At 39.5% G+C, this 14,864-nt stretch carries 18 protein-coding genes; 6 read left to right on the top strand and 12 right to left on the bottom strand.

Annotated elements, in window-relative coordinates; genetic code table 11:
• Positions 1–235: 235 nt before the first annotated feature.
• The gene (locus tag F984_RS20925; RefSeq protein ID WP_002051574.1) at positions 236–571 is read right to left on the bottom strand and encodes a protein tyrosine phosphatase family protein; all 336 of its coding nucleotides are present in this window, start codon (positions 569–571) and stop codon (positions 236–238) included.
• Between the two features lie 192 nt (positions 572–763).
• Here F984_RS20925 and F984_RS20930 point away from each other — a divergent pair, with 192 nt between their 5' ends.
• From F984_RS20930 to F984_RS20940, 3 genes are read left to right on the top strand one after another with little or no spacing between them, the layout of a single operon-like run.
• Positions 764–1,660: an alpha/beta hydrolase gene (locus F984_RS20930; protein WP_004711915.1), complete on the top strand. Its 897-nt coding sequence runs from the start codon at positions 764–766 to the stop codon at positions 1,658–1,660.
• A complete protein-coding gene (trxC, locus tag F984_RS20935) occupies positions 1,661–2,098 on the top strand; it encodes a thioredoxin TrxC (RefSeq protein WP_002051446.1) in 438 nt (145 codons plus the stop codon).
• A 1-nt stretch (position 2,099) separates the two neighbouring features.
• Positions 2,100–2,516 carry an acyl-CoA thioesterase gene (locus F984_RS20940; protein ID WP_002051216.1) on the top strand — a complete coding sequence of 139 codons (417 nt, stop codon included), beginning with the start codon at positions 2,100–2,102 and terminating at the stop codon, positions 2,514–2,516.
• Between the two features lie 66 nt (positions 2,517–2,582).
• On the opposite strand, the gene F984_RS20945 is transcribed toward F984_RS20940, so the two are convergent.
• The 3 genes from F984_RS20945 to F984_RS20955 form a co-directional block, all read right to left on the bottom strand.
• Positions 2,583–3,089, bottom strand: coding sequence for a nuclear transport factor 2 family protein (locus tag F984_RS20945; RefSeq protein WP_002051498.1), 507 nt, complete (start codon positions 3,087–3,089; stop codon positions 2,583–2,585).
• A gap of 75 nt (positions 3,090–3,164) precedes the next feature.
• The gene (locus F984_RS20950) at positions 3,165–3,659 is read right to left on the bottom strand and encodes a DUF4442 domain-containing protein (RefSeq protein ID WP_004711916.1); all 495 of its coding nucleotides are present in this window, start codon (positions 3,657–3,659) and stop codon (positions 3,165–3,167) included.
• Between the two features lie 35 nt (positions 3,660–3,694).
• Positions 3,695–4,183 carry a YajQ family cyclic di-GMP-binding protein gene (locus tag F984_RS20955; RefSeq protein ID WP_002051423.1) on the bottom strand — a complete coding sequence of 163 codons (489 nt, stop codon included), beginning with the start codon at positions 4,181–4,183 and terminating at the stop codon, positions 3,695–3,697.
• 91 nt (positions 4,184–4,274) lie between these two features.
• Between F984_RS20955 and F984_RS20960 the strand changes: the two genes are divergently transcribed.
• Positions 4,275–4,589 (top strand): rhodanese-like domain-containing protein, encoded by a 315-nt coding sequence (locus F984_RS20960; protein ID WP_002051246.1) that lies wholly within the window; start codon positions 4,275–4,277, stop codon positions 4,587–4,589.
• Positions 4,590–4,640: 51 nt separating this feature from the next.
• On the opposite strand, the gene mnmC is transcribed toward F984_RS20960, so the two are convergent.
• From mnmC to F984_RS20980, 4 genes are read right to left on the bottom strand one after another with little or no spacing between them, the layout of a single operon-like run.
• Positions 4,641–6,509: a bifunctional tRNA (5-methylaminomethyl-2-thiouridine)(34)-methyltransferase MnmC2/FAD-dependent 5-carboxymethylaminomethyl-2-thiouridine(34) oxidoreductase MnmC1 gene (gene mnmC / locus F984_RS20965; protein WP_004711917.1), complete on the bottom strand. Its 1,869-nt coding sequence runs from the start codon at positions 6,507–6,509 to the stop codon at positions 4,641–4,643.
• A gap of 23 nt (positions 6,510–6,532) precedes the next feature.
• Entirely contained in the window at positions 6,533–7,012 is a 480-nt protein-coding gene (locus F984_RS20970) for an SH3 domain-containing protein (protein WP_002051472.1), read from the bottom strand.
• Between the two features lie 4 nt (positions 7,013–7,016).
• Positions 7,017–7,319: a YciI family protein gene (locus F984_RS20975; RefSeq protein ID WP_002051453.1), complete on the bottom strand. Its 303-nt coding sequence runs from the start codon at positions 7,317–7,319 to the stop codon at positions 7,017–7,019.
• A 34-nt stretch (positions 7,320–7,353) separates the two neighbouring features.
• The gene (locus F984_RS20980; RefSeq protein WP_002051143.1) at positions 7,354–7,968 is read right to left on the bottom strand and encodes a septation protein IspZ; all 615 of its coding nucleotides are present in this window, start codon (positions 7,966–7,968) and stop codon (positions 7,354–7,356) included.
• A 44-nt stretch (positions 7,969–8,012) separates the two neighbouring features.
• On the opposite strand from F984_RS20980, the gene F984_RS20985 reads away from it, so the two are divergent.
• On the top strand, positions 8,013–8,864 hold the full coding sequence (locus F984_RS20985) for a PHP domain-containing protein (protein WP_002051475.1): 852 nt from the start codon (positions 8,013–8,015) through the stop codon (positions 8,862–8,864).
• A gap of 7 nt (positions 8,865–8,871) precedes the next feature.
• Here F984_RS20985 and F984_RS20990 read toward each other — a convergent pair whose 3' ends face one another.
• Together F984_RS20990 and radC are read right to left on the bottom strand one after the other, a co-directional pair.
• Positions 8,872–9,783, bottom strand: coding sequence for a bestrophin family protein (locus tag F984_RS20990; RefSeq protein WP_004711921.1), 912 nt, complete (start codon positions 9,781–9,783; stop codon positions 8,872–8,874).
• Positions 9,784–9,845: 62 nt separating this feature from the next.
• Complete coding sequence (radC, locus tag F984_RS20995; protein WP_080631587.1) at positions 9,846–10,565, bottom strand: RadC family protein; 720 nt, start codon at positions 10,563–10,565, stop codon at positions 9,846–9,848.
• A gap of 100 nt (positions 10,566–10,665) precedes the next feature.
• On the opposite strand from radC, the gene coaBC reads away from it, so the two are divergent.
• A complete protein-coding gene (gene coaBC, locus F984_RS21000) occupies positions 10,666–11,919 on the top strand; it encodes a bifunctional phosphopantothenoylcysteine decarboxylase/phosphopantothenate--cysteine ligase CoaBC (protein WP_004711924.1) in 1,254 nt (417 codons plus the stop codon).
• Between the two features lie 65 nt (positions 11,920–11,984).
• Here the strand turns inward: coaBC and secF are convergent, their stop codons facing one another.
• Positions 11,985–12,950 (bottom strand): protein translocase subunit SecF, encoded by a 966-nt coding sequence (gene secF, locus F984_RS21005; RefSeq protein ID WP_006580293.1) that lies wholly within the window; start codon positions 12,948–12,950, stop codon positions 11,985–11,987.
• Positions 12,951–12,958: 8 nt separating this feature from the next.
• Entirely contained in the window at positions 12,959–14,860 is a 1,902-nt protein-coding gene (gene secD / locus F984_RS21010; RefSeq protein WP_004711928.1) for a protein translocase subunit SecD, read from the bottom strand.
• Positions 14,861–14,864: the final 4 nt, after the last annotated feature.

Raw genomic sequence — 14,864 nt, forward strand, 5'->3', positions numbered from 1 at the left:
AACACCTACGGTAGGTCGGACCTGCATAGATGAGCATGCACTAAGAATAAGACAACTGACCAATAAAAATATAAGTTTATTCATAAGAGAACTGAGAAATTTAATGTGATTTGAATACTTTAACTGAAAATTATTTATATATATGTTGAATTGATACAGTTATATATATTCTTTTTATTAATAAAAGCTCTACTTTTAAGGAAAAATAGAGCTTGTCGTTGGCTCATTCAATAATTTAATCGTCTAATAAATCCATTTGCTTTGCTAATTGATAAAGATTGTTTGAACGATTTCCTGTTCGGCAAAACATGAGAACAGGTTTTGGAAGTTCATTATAGTGATTTGCAAAAGTACGGACATCAAGCTCAGTAATTTGACCTGCAACTACAGGTTGGTAAACGTAATCTAGTCCTGCCTGACGTGCTGCTTCTTCAATTTGAGCGCTTGTTGGTTGTTCTGGACCGCCTTCCATATCCGGACGGTTATTAATAATAGATTTAAATCCTTTTTCTACAACTTGATCTACATGTTCTGGACCAATTTGACCTGCGAAACCAACATTATCTGACATTTCGTCACTCCAAAATTTAATAAAACCTCTTATGCTGTATCATAGCATTAAGCTTAACCTGAGATACAAGACACTAAAACGTTGTTCCTACATAGATAAAAGTTATGTAAAAGAACAACTATAGATTTTTAAAAGGCGATCAGGATGTTTTTTGTAAATTCATTACTTCGACCATAATGCCACGGAGCACATATGCACGCTTATACGGTTGAGCCTTTATATGTTCCATGTGATCAGGAAATGATCGCAGCTGACTTTTATATTCCAAAAACAAATAATAAATCTGCGGTAATTATCATGGCACATGGTTTTGCTGGATTGCGTCAATTCAAGCTTATCCAATATGCACAGCGTTTTGCACAGGCAGGCTATGCTGTGATTTTATTTGATTATCGATATTGGGGTGGGAGTACAGGTAAGCCCCGAGAAATGATTTCTATCAATTCTCAATTAGAGGATTGGAAGACCATAATTCAATACGCCTCCACCTGTAAGCTTATCGATAATAGACGGATTGTATTGTGGGGAACATCTTTAAGTGGTGGATATGCTCTAAGTTTAGCTTCTGAATTAAAAAATATTCAGGCCATTATGGTACAAATTCCATATGTAGACGGTGCTGAAACAGCAAAACTATATCCATTACAGCGTTATCCCCAAGCTTTAAAATTGTCGAGCCAAGATTATATGGGCTCTAAGATGGGCCTTAATCCCAAGAGATTACCTGTTGTTGACCAATTTAAATTATGTTTTATGCCAACAGCAGATAGTTACTATGGATATTTGTCGATTGTGAATCCAGATTATTATTGGAGTGGCGAAGTCCCTGCGCGTGTTTTTTTTAATTTGATGCGTTACCGTCCAATTCAACTCGTCCGTCAGATTAATATCCCAGTTTTATTTATTGCTGCTCAGCATGATTCTTTAATTCCAATTGAGTCTAGTCGTGAAGCTGCGACCAATATTGCTCCTTTTGTGAGTTATCATGAGTGGGATATGAAACATTTTGATATCTATCACGGCGCATGGTTTGAAAAAGCAGTGACGACCCAATTAGAATTTTTACATCAACATATAGGAGTGATGTAAATGATTATTGTATGTGCATCGTGTGGTGCAAAAAATAGAGTTCCAGAGGAAAAACTTAGTGCGCAACCGAGTTGTGGCCAATGCCATCAGCCATTACTTCCGCTTGCACCGATTGAGTTAAATGAACAAAACTTTAGTAACTATATCACGAATAGTGATCTGCCTATTTTGATAGATTTATGGGCAGAATGGTGCGGACCTTGTAAAATGATGGCGCCACATTTTGCGCAAGTAGCAAAACAGAATCCACGTGTTATTTTTGCCAAGATTAATACTGAAGAATCTCCTCGCTTAAGCCAAGCATTTAATGTGAGAAGTATTCCTACCCTTGTATTAATGAATAAAACCACAGAAGTTGCTCGAATGAGCGGCGCATTACGTGCTCCTGAATTGCAGCAGTGGCTAGATCAACAACTTCAAACGAATTTCGGGAGCTAAGGTGTCAGAAGCTTATACCAAACCAGAAGGAATTTTATCCTTACAAACGATTGCCATGCCAGCAGATACAAACTGGAGCGGTGATGTATTTGGTGGGTGGATCGTGTCACAAATGGACTTGGCTGGAGCAATTCACGCTGAGCGTTTTAGTCGTGGACGTTGTGCCACGATTTCCATTAATCAGATGACCTTTTTGGTTCCGGTAAAAGTAGGCTTTGTGATTAGCTGCTATACCAAAATCTTAAAAGTAGGTAATACCTCTATTCAAATGCAAATTGAAGTTTGGGACAGTCATGATGATTCTCGTGCCCCAATTCGTATTACCGAAGGGGTGTTTACCTTTGTTGCTGTTGATGTAAAAGGTAATAAGCGACAAATTCCTGAAGAAGCGAAGCAGAAGTTTTTAGAAACTCAATAAAACATTTAAAGCCTGAATATCAGTATTCAGGCTTTAATTTTTTAATAAATAGTTTAATTTTTAAAACTAAAACATTGTATTAGAGTTTTTACTTTGTTCGGGAATGTTTTGTATAACATCCCAGTGCTCTACAATTTTTCCATTTTCTACACGGAAAATATCAACAATTGCTCTGCCTCTATCTTTGTCATTTTCCGTAGAGTGGACGTGTAAAACCACCAGATTACCTTCAGCGATTGCGCGCTTAATTTCATTTTTTGCTTGTGGATTTTTTTGGAATTTCTCAGTAAAGAAATTTACGAAAGGAGCCTTCCCATCAGGAACGTTGGGATTGTGTTGGATATATTGATGACCAATATAACGGTCGGCATATTCTTTAACTTGATGTTTTAAAAAGACACCTTCATAAAAGTCGACTACTATTTTTTTATTTTGGGCACTTATTTTATCGATTGACTCAGTTTTTGTTTGAACAATTTTATTGGTTTTATTTGTGGGTTCGGCAGCGTGAGTCGTCACAGCTGTAAATATAAAACTGGTAAATAACGAGGATAGGATCAGTATTTTTTTCATTGTGACCTCAAGATATAAAGTTATAGTTTTATATCTTGAGGTAAATATCAATCTAAAAATATTTTAGATTAGTTATCATTTCTTACGTTTAGGTAACCATGCCCACAGCATTTGACATTGAATCGGTTCATTACCCGCATCATCAATAACGGTAACCGGAATAATAAGTTCACCTTTCTCATGATCAGCAATATATTTTTGCTGTTCTGCAGAGAGAGTCGCTGTTGCTGTCAAACCACCTTCAACAACTTTTAAATAATCAACATGTAATGATTTGATTAATAAAATGCGGTTATCTGGAATATGTAAACCCGTTAAAAAACCTGTTGCAGTCTCTGCTAAAAGTGCCATTGCTGCTGCATGTACACCTTTAATATGATTCTGCATGTTTTTCTGGTTCTCTAAGCGAACAGTTACATGGTTTACATCTACTTCTAGATAGCGAATATTTGCTGTACCCACCATTGGCACAATACGGCCAAATGCCTTGCTCCAAAGCGTACTTCGAACACCTTTAGGAAATTTTGAAGTTGCTTTTACCAGTTTTAATAGTCGATTGGATTGAGACATGGGATTACCTTAACTTTGAATGTCGCTAAAAGATATTAATCTTTAAAGTTATTAAACTGTAATGGCACACCGAATTGTTGTTCACGTAAAAAAGTCATGACTTGTTGCAAAGTGTCACGTTTTTTATCGGTCACACGGATTTTGTCGCCCTGAATAGAAGATTGCACTTTAACGCCGCTTTCTTTAATGGCTTTATTAATTTTTTTTGCTGTATCAGAGTCAAGACCATCTTTAAGCTTAATGACTTGTACAAAATTTTTACCTGACGCAGCAGCTTTTTGTGGATCAAGTGCCTGCACATCAATTTTACGTTTATAAAAATGATTTTCTAACATGTTATAAACTTGTTCACACTGGAAATCACTTTCTGTGCTGATTTTAATCTCTTTATTTTTTTCATTTAATTCGATAGAAACATCGTGACCACGGAAGTCAAAGCGTGTTGCAATCTCTTTTTGTGTGTTTTGAACCGCATGATTAACTTCAAATAACTCTAATTCAGAAACAATATCGAAAGAAGGCATAGTTTAGACCTTTACAAAGTGAAAGAATATTTGAGATGCTAAGAGGGTTTTCTTCATTTGCCAAGTGTTGTTTACATCAAAGGAGTGCACAATGATCCGTAAACAAGAAATTACAACATTTGAGTTCCCAGAAAACGCTGTTATCTGGGATGTCCGTGATTCAAGTGCTTATGCAGAAGGGCATGTTAAAGGTGCGGTAAGTCGCCCGATTAATGATTTAAATGCTGATATTTTGAACCAGGTCGCTGCGGATCAGCCGATTTATATTTTATGTGGTGGTGGTAGCAAAGCTCCTCGTGCAGCTGAGAAACTAGAAGACTTAGATGCCTCGCGTGAATATGTCGTGCTGATGGGGGGGACGCGTGCAGCTCGTGATGCAGGTTTACCTCTAGAGCAGGGCGCATAAAAAAAGCACCTTCGGGTGCTTTTTTATTGGAACAAAATTTTCTCAAGTGCACTATTGAGATTGGAAATAAGGTTTCTTAGGTTTAACTTTCTTTTGAAAGCGCTCGGCACTTAATTTCTTTAATAGGCTTTTTGGAACAGGACAAGCTTCACCTAAAATTTGGGCCACTAAAACTTCACTACAAAGCGGCGCAAATAAAAAACCTTTTGAACCTAGACCTGCAAAGGTAGAAATACGGCTTTCACTCTGCATTTTGCCTACAAGTGGGAAATAATCTGGACTTTGAGCACGCACAGCTGCCCGACCTTGCCATTGTTCTACAGGTGGTAATTGTTTTGCATAAGTAGGGAAGACACTGTGGATTAATTCAAAGTTATGCACATGATCGTCAAGCTGTACTTCTTGATCTTCTCGGTTCGGATAGAAAGATGCCCCTAAAATGAGTTGAGAAGAGTTAAGCTGCATGCAGTAGCCACCATAGCTATACGCTTCATGCAAAGGTAGAGGTCCAAAAGAATTATCAACCCAGCTTACTTGTCCACGTATTGGCTTTAAAGGGGGATAGTTCTCAAATAAAGCGGCACTTTCTCGGGCACAGCACACCACAACATGGTCTGCCTCTGCAATGATTTCATTATAATTCTTTAATTGAACTTTATTTTCAAAAGAAACAAGTGCTGTGATATTGGCAATTTTCAGTTCAATACCTGAATGTTGCAAAATTTCATCACGTAGTTGATGTGGAGAAACCGCTCCTGCTTCAGTCAATAAAATGTGTGGATAGTCCGATTCTAATGAGCTGGCTTGATGCGTAACAATATCCGCAGGATATTGGTCTGCAAGATCGAGAAGATCTTGGGCATTTTTTAATGCCATTTGCTGTATTTGAATTGGGCGAAACGCTTGAAATTTTTTATAGAAATTCAGTGCATGTTGCCAGCTTAAAGTCATTAGATGCTCATGACTTTGTTCAATTGGGCATAATTTAGGATTGAGCAATGCTAAAGGGTTGCCAGAAGCTCCTGATAAAGGCGCTGTACGCTCGAATAGACTAACTTGATGCCCACGTTCGGCAAATGCCCAAGCTGTGCTTAAACCAGCAATCCCTGCGCCAATGACGGCGATATGCTGCTTAAAATGAGAACGGGTGAGATCTGGTTCTGATGCAATTTCTTCAGTTAAAGGTAATTTCCAAACTGCTTTAAGCATTTCTCGTTTGTGTCCAAAACCGCGAGGACGTGAAATATCAATTCCATGAGCCTTTAGCCCACGTTTGAGAACACCAGCTACACTAAATGACGCAAAGGTAGTGCCATAGTCAGAAAGACGTACAATATTGTTTAAAACATTCTGCTCCCACATGTCTGGATTGCATGAAGGTGCAAAACCATCTAGGAACCAAGCATTCACTGCTTTCGTTTTTACCATACTTGGAAAAATATCTTGCGCATCTCCTAGCCATAGATCGATGCTAAAACGTTCTTCTGGAAAACTTAAACGATGGCAACCTGCAATAGGCAAGGGATATTGTTCAATAAGTTGTTTCGCAAGTGGCTTAAGTTCATCCCATACATCGAGTGCACGGATGAGATCTGCTTTGCTTAAAGGAAATTTTTCTACGCTAATTGCATGTAAATGGCTGTGGTTATTAGGACGGACCTGCTGCCAAAGCTGCCAGAGTGCAAGAATATTTAAACCGGTACCAAACCCGGTTTCTCCTACACTAAAATATTCAAAGTCTTGTAAATTAGCTAATCGTTCTGATAGGTCATTGCCATTTAAAAATACATGTCTTGTTTCGAGCAGACCATTATCTTTGGAAAAATAGACATCACCAAATTGTTTGGAAATGGGAACCTCAATACCATCAATAGATTCCCAATCCAGCTCAGCAGTTTGTATACGGTTTGATTTGTTCATTCGGTTTAATAAGTCGCTCAGAATTACCACTGACGACGACGTTTGGTGTAAACATAACTAGCGATAAAGAAACCAAGTAGTACGCCGCCTGCTAGTGTTACTGCGCCATATAAGAACATTTGAGCACTACGTTCACTTTGTAAAACTTGTACCTGAACAGACAAGTTATCGTTCTTTAGCTGTAACTCTTGGTTTTGTGCAAGTGCTTCAAGATTTGCATGTTCTAGCTGTTTTAGACGAGATGCCTGATCTTGAACTAAAGCTTTGATTTTTGCATCTTGCTGCTGCTTATTTTTTGCGATTTGTTCTGCGGTAAGCGGCTGTGCTGTAGTTGCCGCCGTTGTAGCGGTCGGTTTGGCTACAGTTGCAGAAGTAGGCGCTGGTTTAGGCGCCTGAGTTGAAGGCACAGTAGATGGTGTTGCTGGCGTCGCAGCAGGTTCAACTGCTCCGGCAGTTGAACAGATCAAACACAAGCCAAGAAAGCTTTTGGTTGCAAACTGCATGCGTTTACCCTTTTGGAAATGCTTTATTAAACGGTTTGACATCAATATGGCTATAAATGCCTTCTTTCAAAAATGGTTCTTCTTTTAACCATTCATCTAAAGCTTCACGGCTATCAAACTCTACAATCATAGTACTACCGTAAAAACCAGCCTGTGGATCATTCGGATCTTTTGGCATAGCTCCAGCGGCAACAAGACGACCTTCATCATCAAGTTTTTGTAAACGTTCGATATGTTGAGGGCGTACTGCTAAACGTTTCTCTAGAGTTCCTTCGTTATCGGTACAGCTTAGAACAAAAAAAGGCATGTCATCGTATCTCTATAATCAAACCGAAATCACATTAAGCATCTGTTGACTTAAAATGTTTGCGTAAAATAATGAATTGAATAATGATAAATGAAAACATGACGATCATGTCACCAAATGCCGTAAATTCACCCCAATATTTTCCGCCATGAAATAAAAACGCGAAGAAAATATGTAAACCGGACATGACGACAAACATAGCTGCCCAAGCGAAATTTAAATTTTTCCAACCTTTTTCGCTTAGCTCTAAAATTGGATCGAATAAACGTTTAATAAGAGGTTTACGTTCCTTACCAAACCAAGGTGAAACTAAGAAAGCACCAGCAAATACTAAGTTCAAAATTGCAGCTTTTAAACGAATATAAAAATCATCGCTTAACATGAGTGTAATGCCACCAAAAATAACTGTCATAAACAGTACAATCCACTGCTGTTTATCTAGGCGGAATTTTTGAATGATGAACAAAGCACCATACACGATAAGCATTGAAATAATTAAGCCTGTTGTAGCGACCAGAATATTATTGTTATTTACACCGCCAGCGGAACCGATCAATTTTAGCAACGGGTGATGAGCATTCGCAGGATCAACAGTTTTATATAAATAGAAGAAAATAATTAATGGAACAAAGTCCAGAAGTGCTTTCATGTTAGAGTATCTGATCAGGTTTGGTGAATGGCATAGTATAAAAGATGCAAGGCATAGATTTACATACACATAGCAATATTTCTGATGGAACTTTGTCTCCGGAATTGCTGGTGCAAGCTGCTGTGGATGTGAAGTTGCATACCTTGGCGCTTACTGATCACGATACAATGGATGGCTTGCAGCGTGCAAAGAAAGCAGCGCAAGCCCATGATTTAAAAATTATTTCTGGTGTTGAGATCTCAAGCCAATGGTCTAGACCAAGCACAAAAAAAAGCTATGGCGTGCATATTGTGGCTTTAAACATGCAAGATGAAGCACCAATTTTGGAAGCATTAGAACAACAAAAAAGAATTAGAGCACAAAGAGCAGAAGTTATTTGTGAACTATTAAAAAAGTGTATTGGCTTTGATATTTATCAGGATGTGCTTGATAAAGTTGAAAATCAACCAGACCGTATTACCAGAACACACATTGCCAAAACCTTAGTTGAAAAGAATGTAGTGAGTCGTCCTCAACAAGCTTTTGACCGTTTTTTAAAAGAAGGTAAGCGTGCCTTTGTAAAGTTTGAAGGCTTGGGCTTAAAAGAAACGATAGAGGTTATTCATAATAGTAAAGGTTTGGCAGTTTTAGCTCATCCAACTCGTTATGATTTATCTGCAACTAATACACGCTATTTGATTGAGTTATTTGCGAGTTGTGGTGGTGACGCCGTAGAGTTGCCGCCACCTGTAGATCCTTTATCTACTCGCCAAATGATTGATCGTATGATTGATCAGCATCATCTGGCGGTTTCAATTGGCAGTGATTTTCATGGTGAAAATATGCCATGGATTAAATTAGGTAATACGCCTAAACCAAAGAGTGATCAGTTGGGTATTTGGGAACGTTTTCTCTAATAATGTCCTAGAGTAAGTTGTTATCTTGAGCTTGAATTGGAGGAGGTGTTGGTTTACCCAGCGTTCCTAAAAGTTCAATTTCGATACTCCGGACCATTGCATCTAATGGTAAATCATTACTTTGAGTACCAAAAGGTTCTTCAATTTCAGAGCTTAGGGCATCTAGACCTAAGAAGGTATATGCCAAAATTCCAACCAGTAAAGGTGTTGCTAAGCCAAGCAAAGAACCTAAGCTAAATGGCAACATAAAACAGAAAAAGTAAACAGTGCGGTTGAGCAAGACTGAATAAGCAAAAGGAATAGGAGTATTTGCAATACGGTCACAGCCAGTCTGTACAACACTTAAATCTGCAACATTTTTATTCATTTGAGCATAAATAATATCTGAGATTTCACCTTCTTTAAGCGCTTGTAATAACTCCCATTGAATAAGACTGAGCGTATATTGCGGCGCATTATTTTGTTGGTATAGCTGAGTCAATGCTTGTTGACTCATACCACTGGTTTGTATTAATTCGGTTGGGTTGGCCGTTTGGCGGCGTAAACGGTCACGTAACACATTTGCAAACACAATAACGTGATGAATGACTCGTTCACGGCGGGCTTGAGTTAAAATACGACAGTCGCGGTCAAAGTGACGTGAAGTCGCAATGAGTACACCCCATAGTTTCCGTGCTTCCCACCACCGGTCATAACACGCCGTATTTTTAAAGCCTAAAAAAATAGAAAGTACAACGCCAATTAAGGTGAAGCCAACTAAAGGAATTTCTGGAAAACGGTAGAGATTAATATATTCAACCCCACCAATGATTGCCGAAATCAGCATTACCACCCCTAAAGAGGGCAAAATTTTTGGTAATATCGTCCCTCGCCAAGAGAATAAAACTTTAAAAATACTGGGCTGTTCACGAACAATCATTTTATTTTAAACGTCGCTATTTTTGTTTTTGATATTCTAAGCTTAGTGATGCTTTGTCAATATCATTGAACGGCTATTGAAGTAGGGTTGAGCAGTTGTTGTTCAGCAAATGAAAAGCTACCTTCTGGCGAGATAATAAAATGGTCCAGTAGACGAATTTCTAAAAGCTGACAGGCCTGTTCAAGTTGCTCTGTGAGTTTAATATCTTCGAGAGAGGGCTGTGCGGAACCAAATGGGTGGTTATGAGCTATTACCAATTGGCAAGCGTGCTGTTGTAAGGCATATCGTAAGGTTTGATTCACTGAAACGGCGCAGTGTTGAACTGAACCAAAAAATAACTTTTTAAAATGCAATTTTCGTAGTTCGGCATCTAAGCAAAGTACCGCAAAGACTTCCTGTTTTTCACCTTTTAACTCATAACGCAGATAATCTAGAACTAAATGAGATGAATGAAGGCTTAGTTCAGTTTGACTAAAATGATAGTCGAGATAACGCCGTCCAAGTTCTTTTACGGCCAATAATTGGGAATACTTCGTAGCTCCAATACCATTAAATTGAGCTAATTCATTGAAAGAAGCATCGAAAACAGCATTGAGGCTTCCGAATTGTTGAATCAGTAAGCGGGCGAGTTCAACAGCCGAATGTTGACGTGAACCTGAGCGAAGAAAGATCGCGAGTAATTCAGAGTCAGAGAGACTTTGAGGGCCTTGTTGTAATAACCGTTCTCTTGGCCGTTCTTGTTCTGGCCAATTTTTAATAGAAGTATTCATATTCCCCAGCAATATTCTGCTTAAAAATTTATTTTGTTTGCCCAATCAATCTTGGGTCTGCGCGTATTTAATGCTATTGTGAGCGCCACTGCAACAGAAAGGTATCCTGTTCGTGAGCTTTGATTTAAGTGTTATTCCTCATAAAAACATTGTTTTAGCTGTTACAGGTGGGATTGCTGCCTATAAGAGTGCCATTTTGGTCCGTCGTCTTAAAGATTATGGTTTTGACGTTCGGGTTGTGATGACACACGGAGCTCAAGCATTTATTACCCCTCTAACGTTTCAGGCTCTTTCTGGAAATCCTGTACATACCGAGCTTTTAGACCCAGAAGCTGAAGCTGGAATGGGCCATATTGAATTGGCTCGTTGGGCTGATTTGTTACTGGTTGCTCCGGCAAGCTGTGACACGCTGGCTAAGTTTGCTAATGGTTTGGCAGATGACTTACTGAGTACTTTATTTTTAGCAACTAAAGCACCTGTGTGGGTTGCACCAGCAATGAACCAGCAAATGTGGGCTGCAAAAGCAACCCAGCGTAATTTGCAAACTCTGGTTGAAGATGGCGTACATGTGATTATGCCAGATTCAGGTGAACAGGCTTGTGGAGATGTTGGTTTAGGTCGTATGCCAGAACCGGAAGAAATTGCAAGGCAAGTGGCGGGTTATTTCCATCAAGCCCAACGTGCGATTGCTGAAAAATTTGGTTTGTTGGCTGGTAAGCGAGTTGTGATTACTGCTGGACCAACACGTGAAGCGATTGATCCTGTTCGTTATATTTCAAACCATAGTACTGGAAAAATGGGCTTTGCTTTAGCGGCTGCATGTTATGCGGCGGGCGCAAAAGTGACTTTAATTGCTGGTCCTGTAAGTTTAGATACGCCAAATGGTGTTCAACGTGTAAATGTTGCATCTGCACGACAAATGTTAGATGTCAGCATGAGTTCACTTGAGACCGGATGTGACATTTTCATTGCTACAGCGGCAGTAGCTGATTATCGCGTTGCTGAAGTGGCTGAGCACAAGATTAAGAAAGCAGGGGATGAGCTGAATGTTTCCCTTGTAAAAAATCCGGATATTGTGGCAACTATTGCCGCTCAGGAAAAACGTCCATTTATGGTGGGTTTTGCTGCCGAAACGCAAAATGTTGAAGAATATGCAGCGGGTAAACTGGTTGCTAAAAAACTAGATATGATTGCGTGTAACGATGTTTCTCGTGCTGATATTGGTTTTGCTTCGGATGAAAATGCGATGACTGTTTTCTTTGCCCAAAGCTACCATATGAAAAAGCGTGAGTTAGAAAAAGCATCGAAGCAAGAAATTTCTCAACAATTGGTTGAAGCAATTTCGGATGCATTACGCCGTAAATAATTTTTGCACCAAATAAAAAAAACCGCGAATAAATCGCGGTTTTTTTAATAGTCTTATTTAGACAATCAAGGAATTTCATCTTCAAATTCAGGTTTAACCTGAACGATAAAGTCCTGACGGTTAAGACCACGCCACAATGCAAATGCTGTACCGATATAAATCGAAGAATAAGTACCGACAAAGACACCTACAAACATTGCAACAGAGAACCAGTGTAAGCCATCACCGCCTAAGAACATCATTGCAAGTACTACAAGCAATAATGTCATTGAGGTATGAATAGTACGACGTAAAGTCTCAGTTAAGGCAATATCCACGATTTCACGTGGAGTCGCGCCGCGAATTTTACGGAAGTTTTCACGTATACGGTCTGATACCACGATGTTATCGTTAAGCGAGAAACCAATCACCGCGAGTACAGCAGCTAAAACTGTAAGGTCAAATGGCCATTGGAATAATGCAAAAGCACCAATAATGATGATGATGTCATGGAATAAAGACATTACAGCACCCATCGCGAGTTTAAACTCAAAGCGAATGGTCACGTAGATCAACATTAAGATAAGTGCAAGAGCAACCGCTCCAGCTGAACGAACATAAAGCTCATTACCCACTTGACCGCCTACAGAGTCCACTTTATGAACTTCGGCAGCGTTATTTGGTAATTGCACAGCTTTGGTGATCGCGTTATTAAGATCTTCAACCTTAACTTCTTGTACCGGCATACGCACGAGTAAGTCTTTATTACTACCTAGCGTTTGTACTACGGCATCTTTAAAACCAGCTTTGTCGAGAGCCTGAATAACTTCAGACTGATTTGCTGGTTGCGCATAGTTAAGTTCGGCAGAAACACCGCCTGTAAAGTCCAAACCTAAGTTAAGACCTTTAGTCGCGATAAAGAAAATACTCGCTAAAGTAATAAGGATCGAGAAGATTGCTGCTGGTTTAGCAATCTTCATAAACGGGATGATTTTTGCATCATCCGGACGACCATATTGTTTTGAAGGCTGTTGAGTCACTTTAGTCATCATAGATCTCCTTAAATGCTCAACTTTTTCAAATTACGGCGTTTGCCATAAATGATTTGTACAATTGCGCGTGTTACTGTAATTGCAGTAAACATCGAACATACGATACCAATCATTAATGTTACGGCGAAACCTTTAATCGGACCTGTACCAATTGCAAACAGAATGAATGCAACGAGGAACGTAGTTAAGTTCGAGTCAAAGATCGTGTTATAGGCTCGATCATAACCTGCCACAATGGCCTGTTTGGGTGAGGCACCCCAGAGCATTTCTTCTCGAATACGCTCACATATCAGTACGTTGGCATCGACTGCCATACCAATAGTAATAACGATACCAGCAATACCCGGTAAGGTGAGTGAAGCCCCTATCCAAGACATAACGGTTAAAATCATTGCCAAGTTAAATACAAGTGCAAAGTTCGCAATCAAGCCGAATACGCGGAAGAACACGACCATCCAGATTGCAACGAGCAAGAAACCGATTTGAGTTGAGAGTACACCTTTATCAATGTTTTCTTGACCAAGGCTTGGCCCCACCACACGTTCTTCAACGAAGTACATTGGCGCAGCTAAAGCACCAGCGCGTAGCATCAATGCAAGTTCAGATGCTTCTTGAGGTGAACTTAAACCGGTAATACGGAAAGTTGAACCTAAAACAGCTTGAACTGTTGCAGCATTAATGACGACAGATTCGGTATATGGTGTACGAACTTCTGTTTGAGCACCAGTTTTTGGATCTGTAACGTAACTAATCTTTTGCTTGTTTTCGATGAACAATACCGCCATGCGTTTACCAACAGCATTACGGGTTGCATCTGACATGAGCTTACCACCAGCACTGTCGAGCGTAATATTTACTTCGGCACCGCCAGAGTCTTGGCTAAAGCCAGAACTTGCATTTTGAACACGTTCACCAGTCAAGATACGGTTACGTTGCAACAGAAGTTGACGACCGCTATCTAAAGATTGATAAGCGAAAACTTCTGTACCCGGAGGTAAAGGTTGACCGTTATATTTACCCGTATATGGGTCAATATATTGATCATTTAAGTCAGATACCAAACGGAATTCGAGGTTAGCAGTACGTCCTAAAACGCGTTTAGCTTCTGCTGTATCTTGAACACCCGGTAATTCAACGACAATACGGTTGCTACCCTGACTTTGTACTAATGCTTCTGCAACACCAAGTTCGTTAATACGGTTACGTAGTGTTGTTAAGTTCTGATTGACTGCATATGCCTGAATTTCTTGACGACGTACATCAGTATAAGTGAGTTTTAAGGTCGAACCTGTCGCGCTCGCTAATGCCTGTTGGGTATATTCATTACCATTACGGCGTAAAAAATCCATTGCTGCATCACGATCAGCATTGTCAGCAAATTGAACAGTGATCACATTATTATTTAACGCAAGGTTGTTAAATTTAATTTTGTTTTCACGGAACTGACGACGCAAATCAGTTGCAGAGGTTTCCATACGTTGGGAAATGGCTTTGTCCATATCTACTTCTAGCAAGAAGTGAACACCACCACGTAAGTCCAAACCAAGTTTCATTGGTTTAGCCCCAATTTTTTGCAACCATTCTGGTGTAGTTGGTGCAAGGTTTAGGGCAACAACGTATTGATCACCTAAGTCACGGCGTAATACTTCTTTTGCTTTTAACTGCGCTTCAGAAGAGCTGACACGCAAGAGAGCAGCATTATTTGTAAAAGTATTATCGTGGCTTGCAATATTTGCTGTTTTTAAAATTTGCTCTGCTTTTTGCACCACACTTTGATCAATTTGGGTACCAGCTTTGGCACCGGAAATTTGAACTGCGGGCTCATCCGGATATAGACTAGGCAGTGCGTATAATGTACTGACTACCAGAACAACCAGAATCAGTAAATATTTCCATGCAGGGTAACGCATTCGC

Origin of the sequence: Acinetobacter nosocomialis NIPH 2119, assembly GCF_000368085.1 — a bacterium.
GTDB classification, from domain to species: domain Bacteria; phylum Pseudomonadota; class Gammaproteobacteria; order Pseudomonadales; family Moraxellaceae; genus Acinetobacter; species Acinetobacter nosocomialis.

Coding starts and splice junctions, on each gene's coding strand:
- F984_RS20925 (WP_002051574.1), bottom strand. CDS start 571: ATGTCAGATAATGTTGGTTTCGCAGGTCAAATTGGTCCAGAACATGTA.
- F984_RS20930 (WP_004711915.1), top strand. CDS start 764: ATGCACGCTTATACGGTTGAGCCTTTATATGTTCCATGTGATCAGGAA.
- trxC (WP_002051446.1), top strand. CDS start 1,661: ATGATTATTGTATGTGCATCGTGTGGTGCAAAAAATAGAGTTCCAGAG.
- F984_RS20945 (WP_002051498.1), bottom strand. CDS start 3,089: ATGAAAAAAATACTGATCCTATCCTCGTTATTTACCAGTTTTATATTT.
- F984_RS20950 (WP_004711916.1), bottom strand. CDS start 3,659: ATGTCTCAATCCAATCGACTATTAAAACTGGTAAAAGCAACTTCAAAA.
- F984_RS20955 (WP_002051423.1), bottom strand. CDS start 4,183: ATGCCTTCTTTCGATATTGTTTCTGAATTAGAGTTATTTGAAGTTAAT.
- F984_RS20960 (WP_002051246.1), top strand. CDS start 4,275: ATGATCCGTAAACAAGAAATTACAACATTTGAGTTCCCAGAAAACGCT.
- mnmC (WP_004711917.1), bottom strand. CDS start 6,509: ATGAACAAATCAAACCGTATACAAACTGCTGAGCTGGATTGGGAATCT.
- F984_RS20970 (WP_002051472.1), bottom strand. CDS start 7,012: ATGCAGTTTGCAACCAAAAGCTTTCTTGGCTTGTGTTTGATCTGTTCA.
- F984_RS20975 (WP_002051453.1), bottom strand. CDS start 7,319: ATGCCTTTTTTTGTTCTAAGCTGTACCGATAACGAAGGAACTCTAGAG.
- F984_RS20980 (WP_002051143.1), bottom strand. CDS start 7,968: ATGAAAGCACTTCTGGACTTTGTTCCATTAATTATTTTCTTCTATTTA.
- F984_RS20985 (WP_002051475.1), top strand. CDS start 8,013: ATGCAAGGCATAGATTTACATACACATAGCAATATTTCTGATGGAACT.
- F984_RS20990 (WP_004711921.1), bottom strand. CDS start 9,783: ATGATTGTTCGTGAACAGCCCAGTATTTTTAAAGTTTTATTCTCTTGG.
- secF (WP_006580293.1), bottom strand. CDS start 12,950: ATGATGACTAAAGTGACTCAACAGCCTTCAAAACAATATGGTCGTCCG.
- secD (WP_004711928.1), bottom strand. CDS start 14,860: ATGCGTTACCCTGCATGGAAATATTTACTGATTCTGGTTGTTCTGGTA.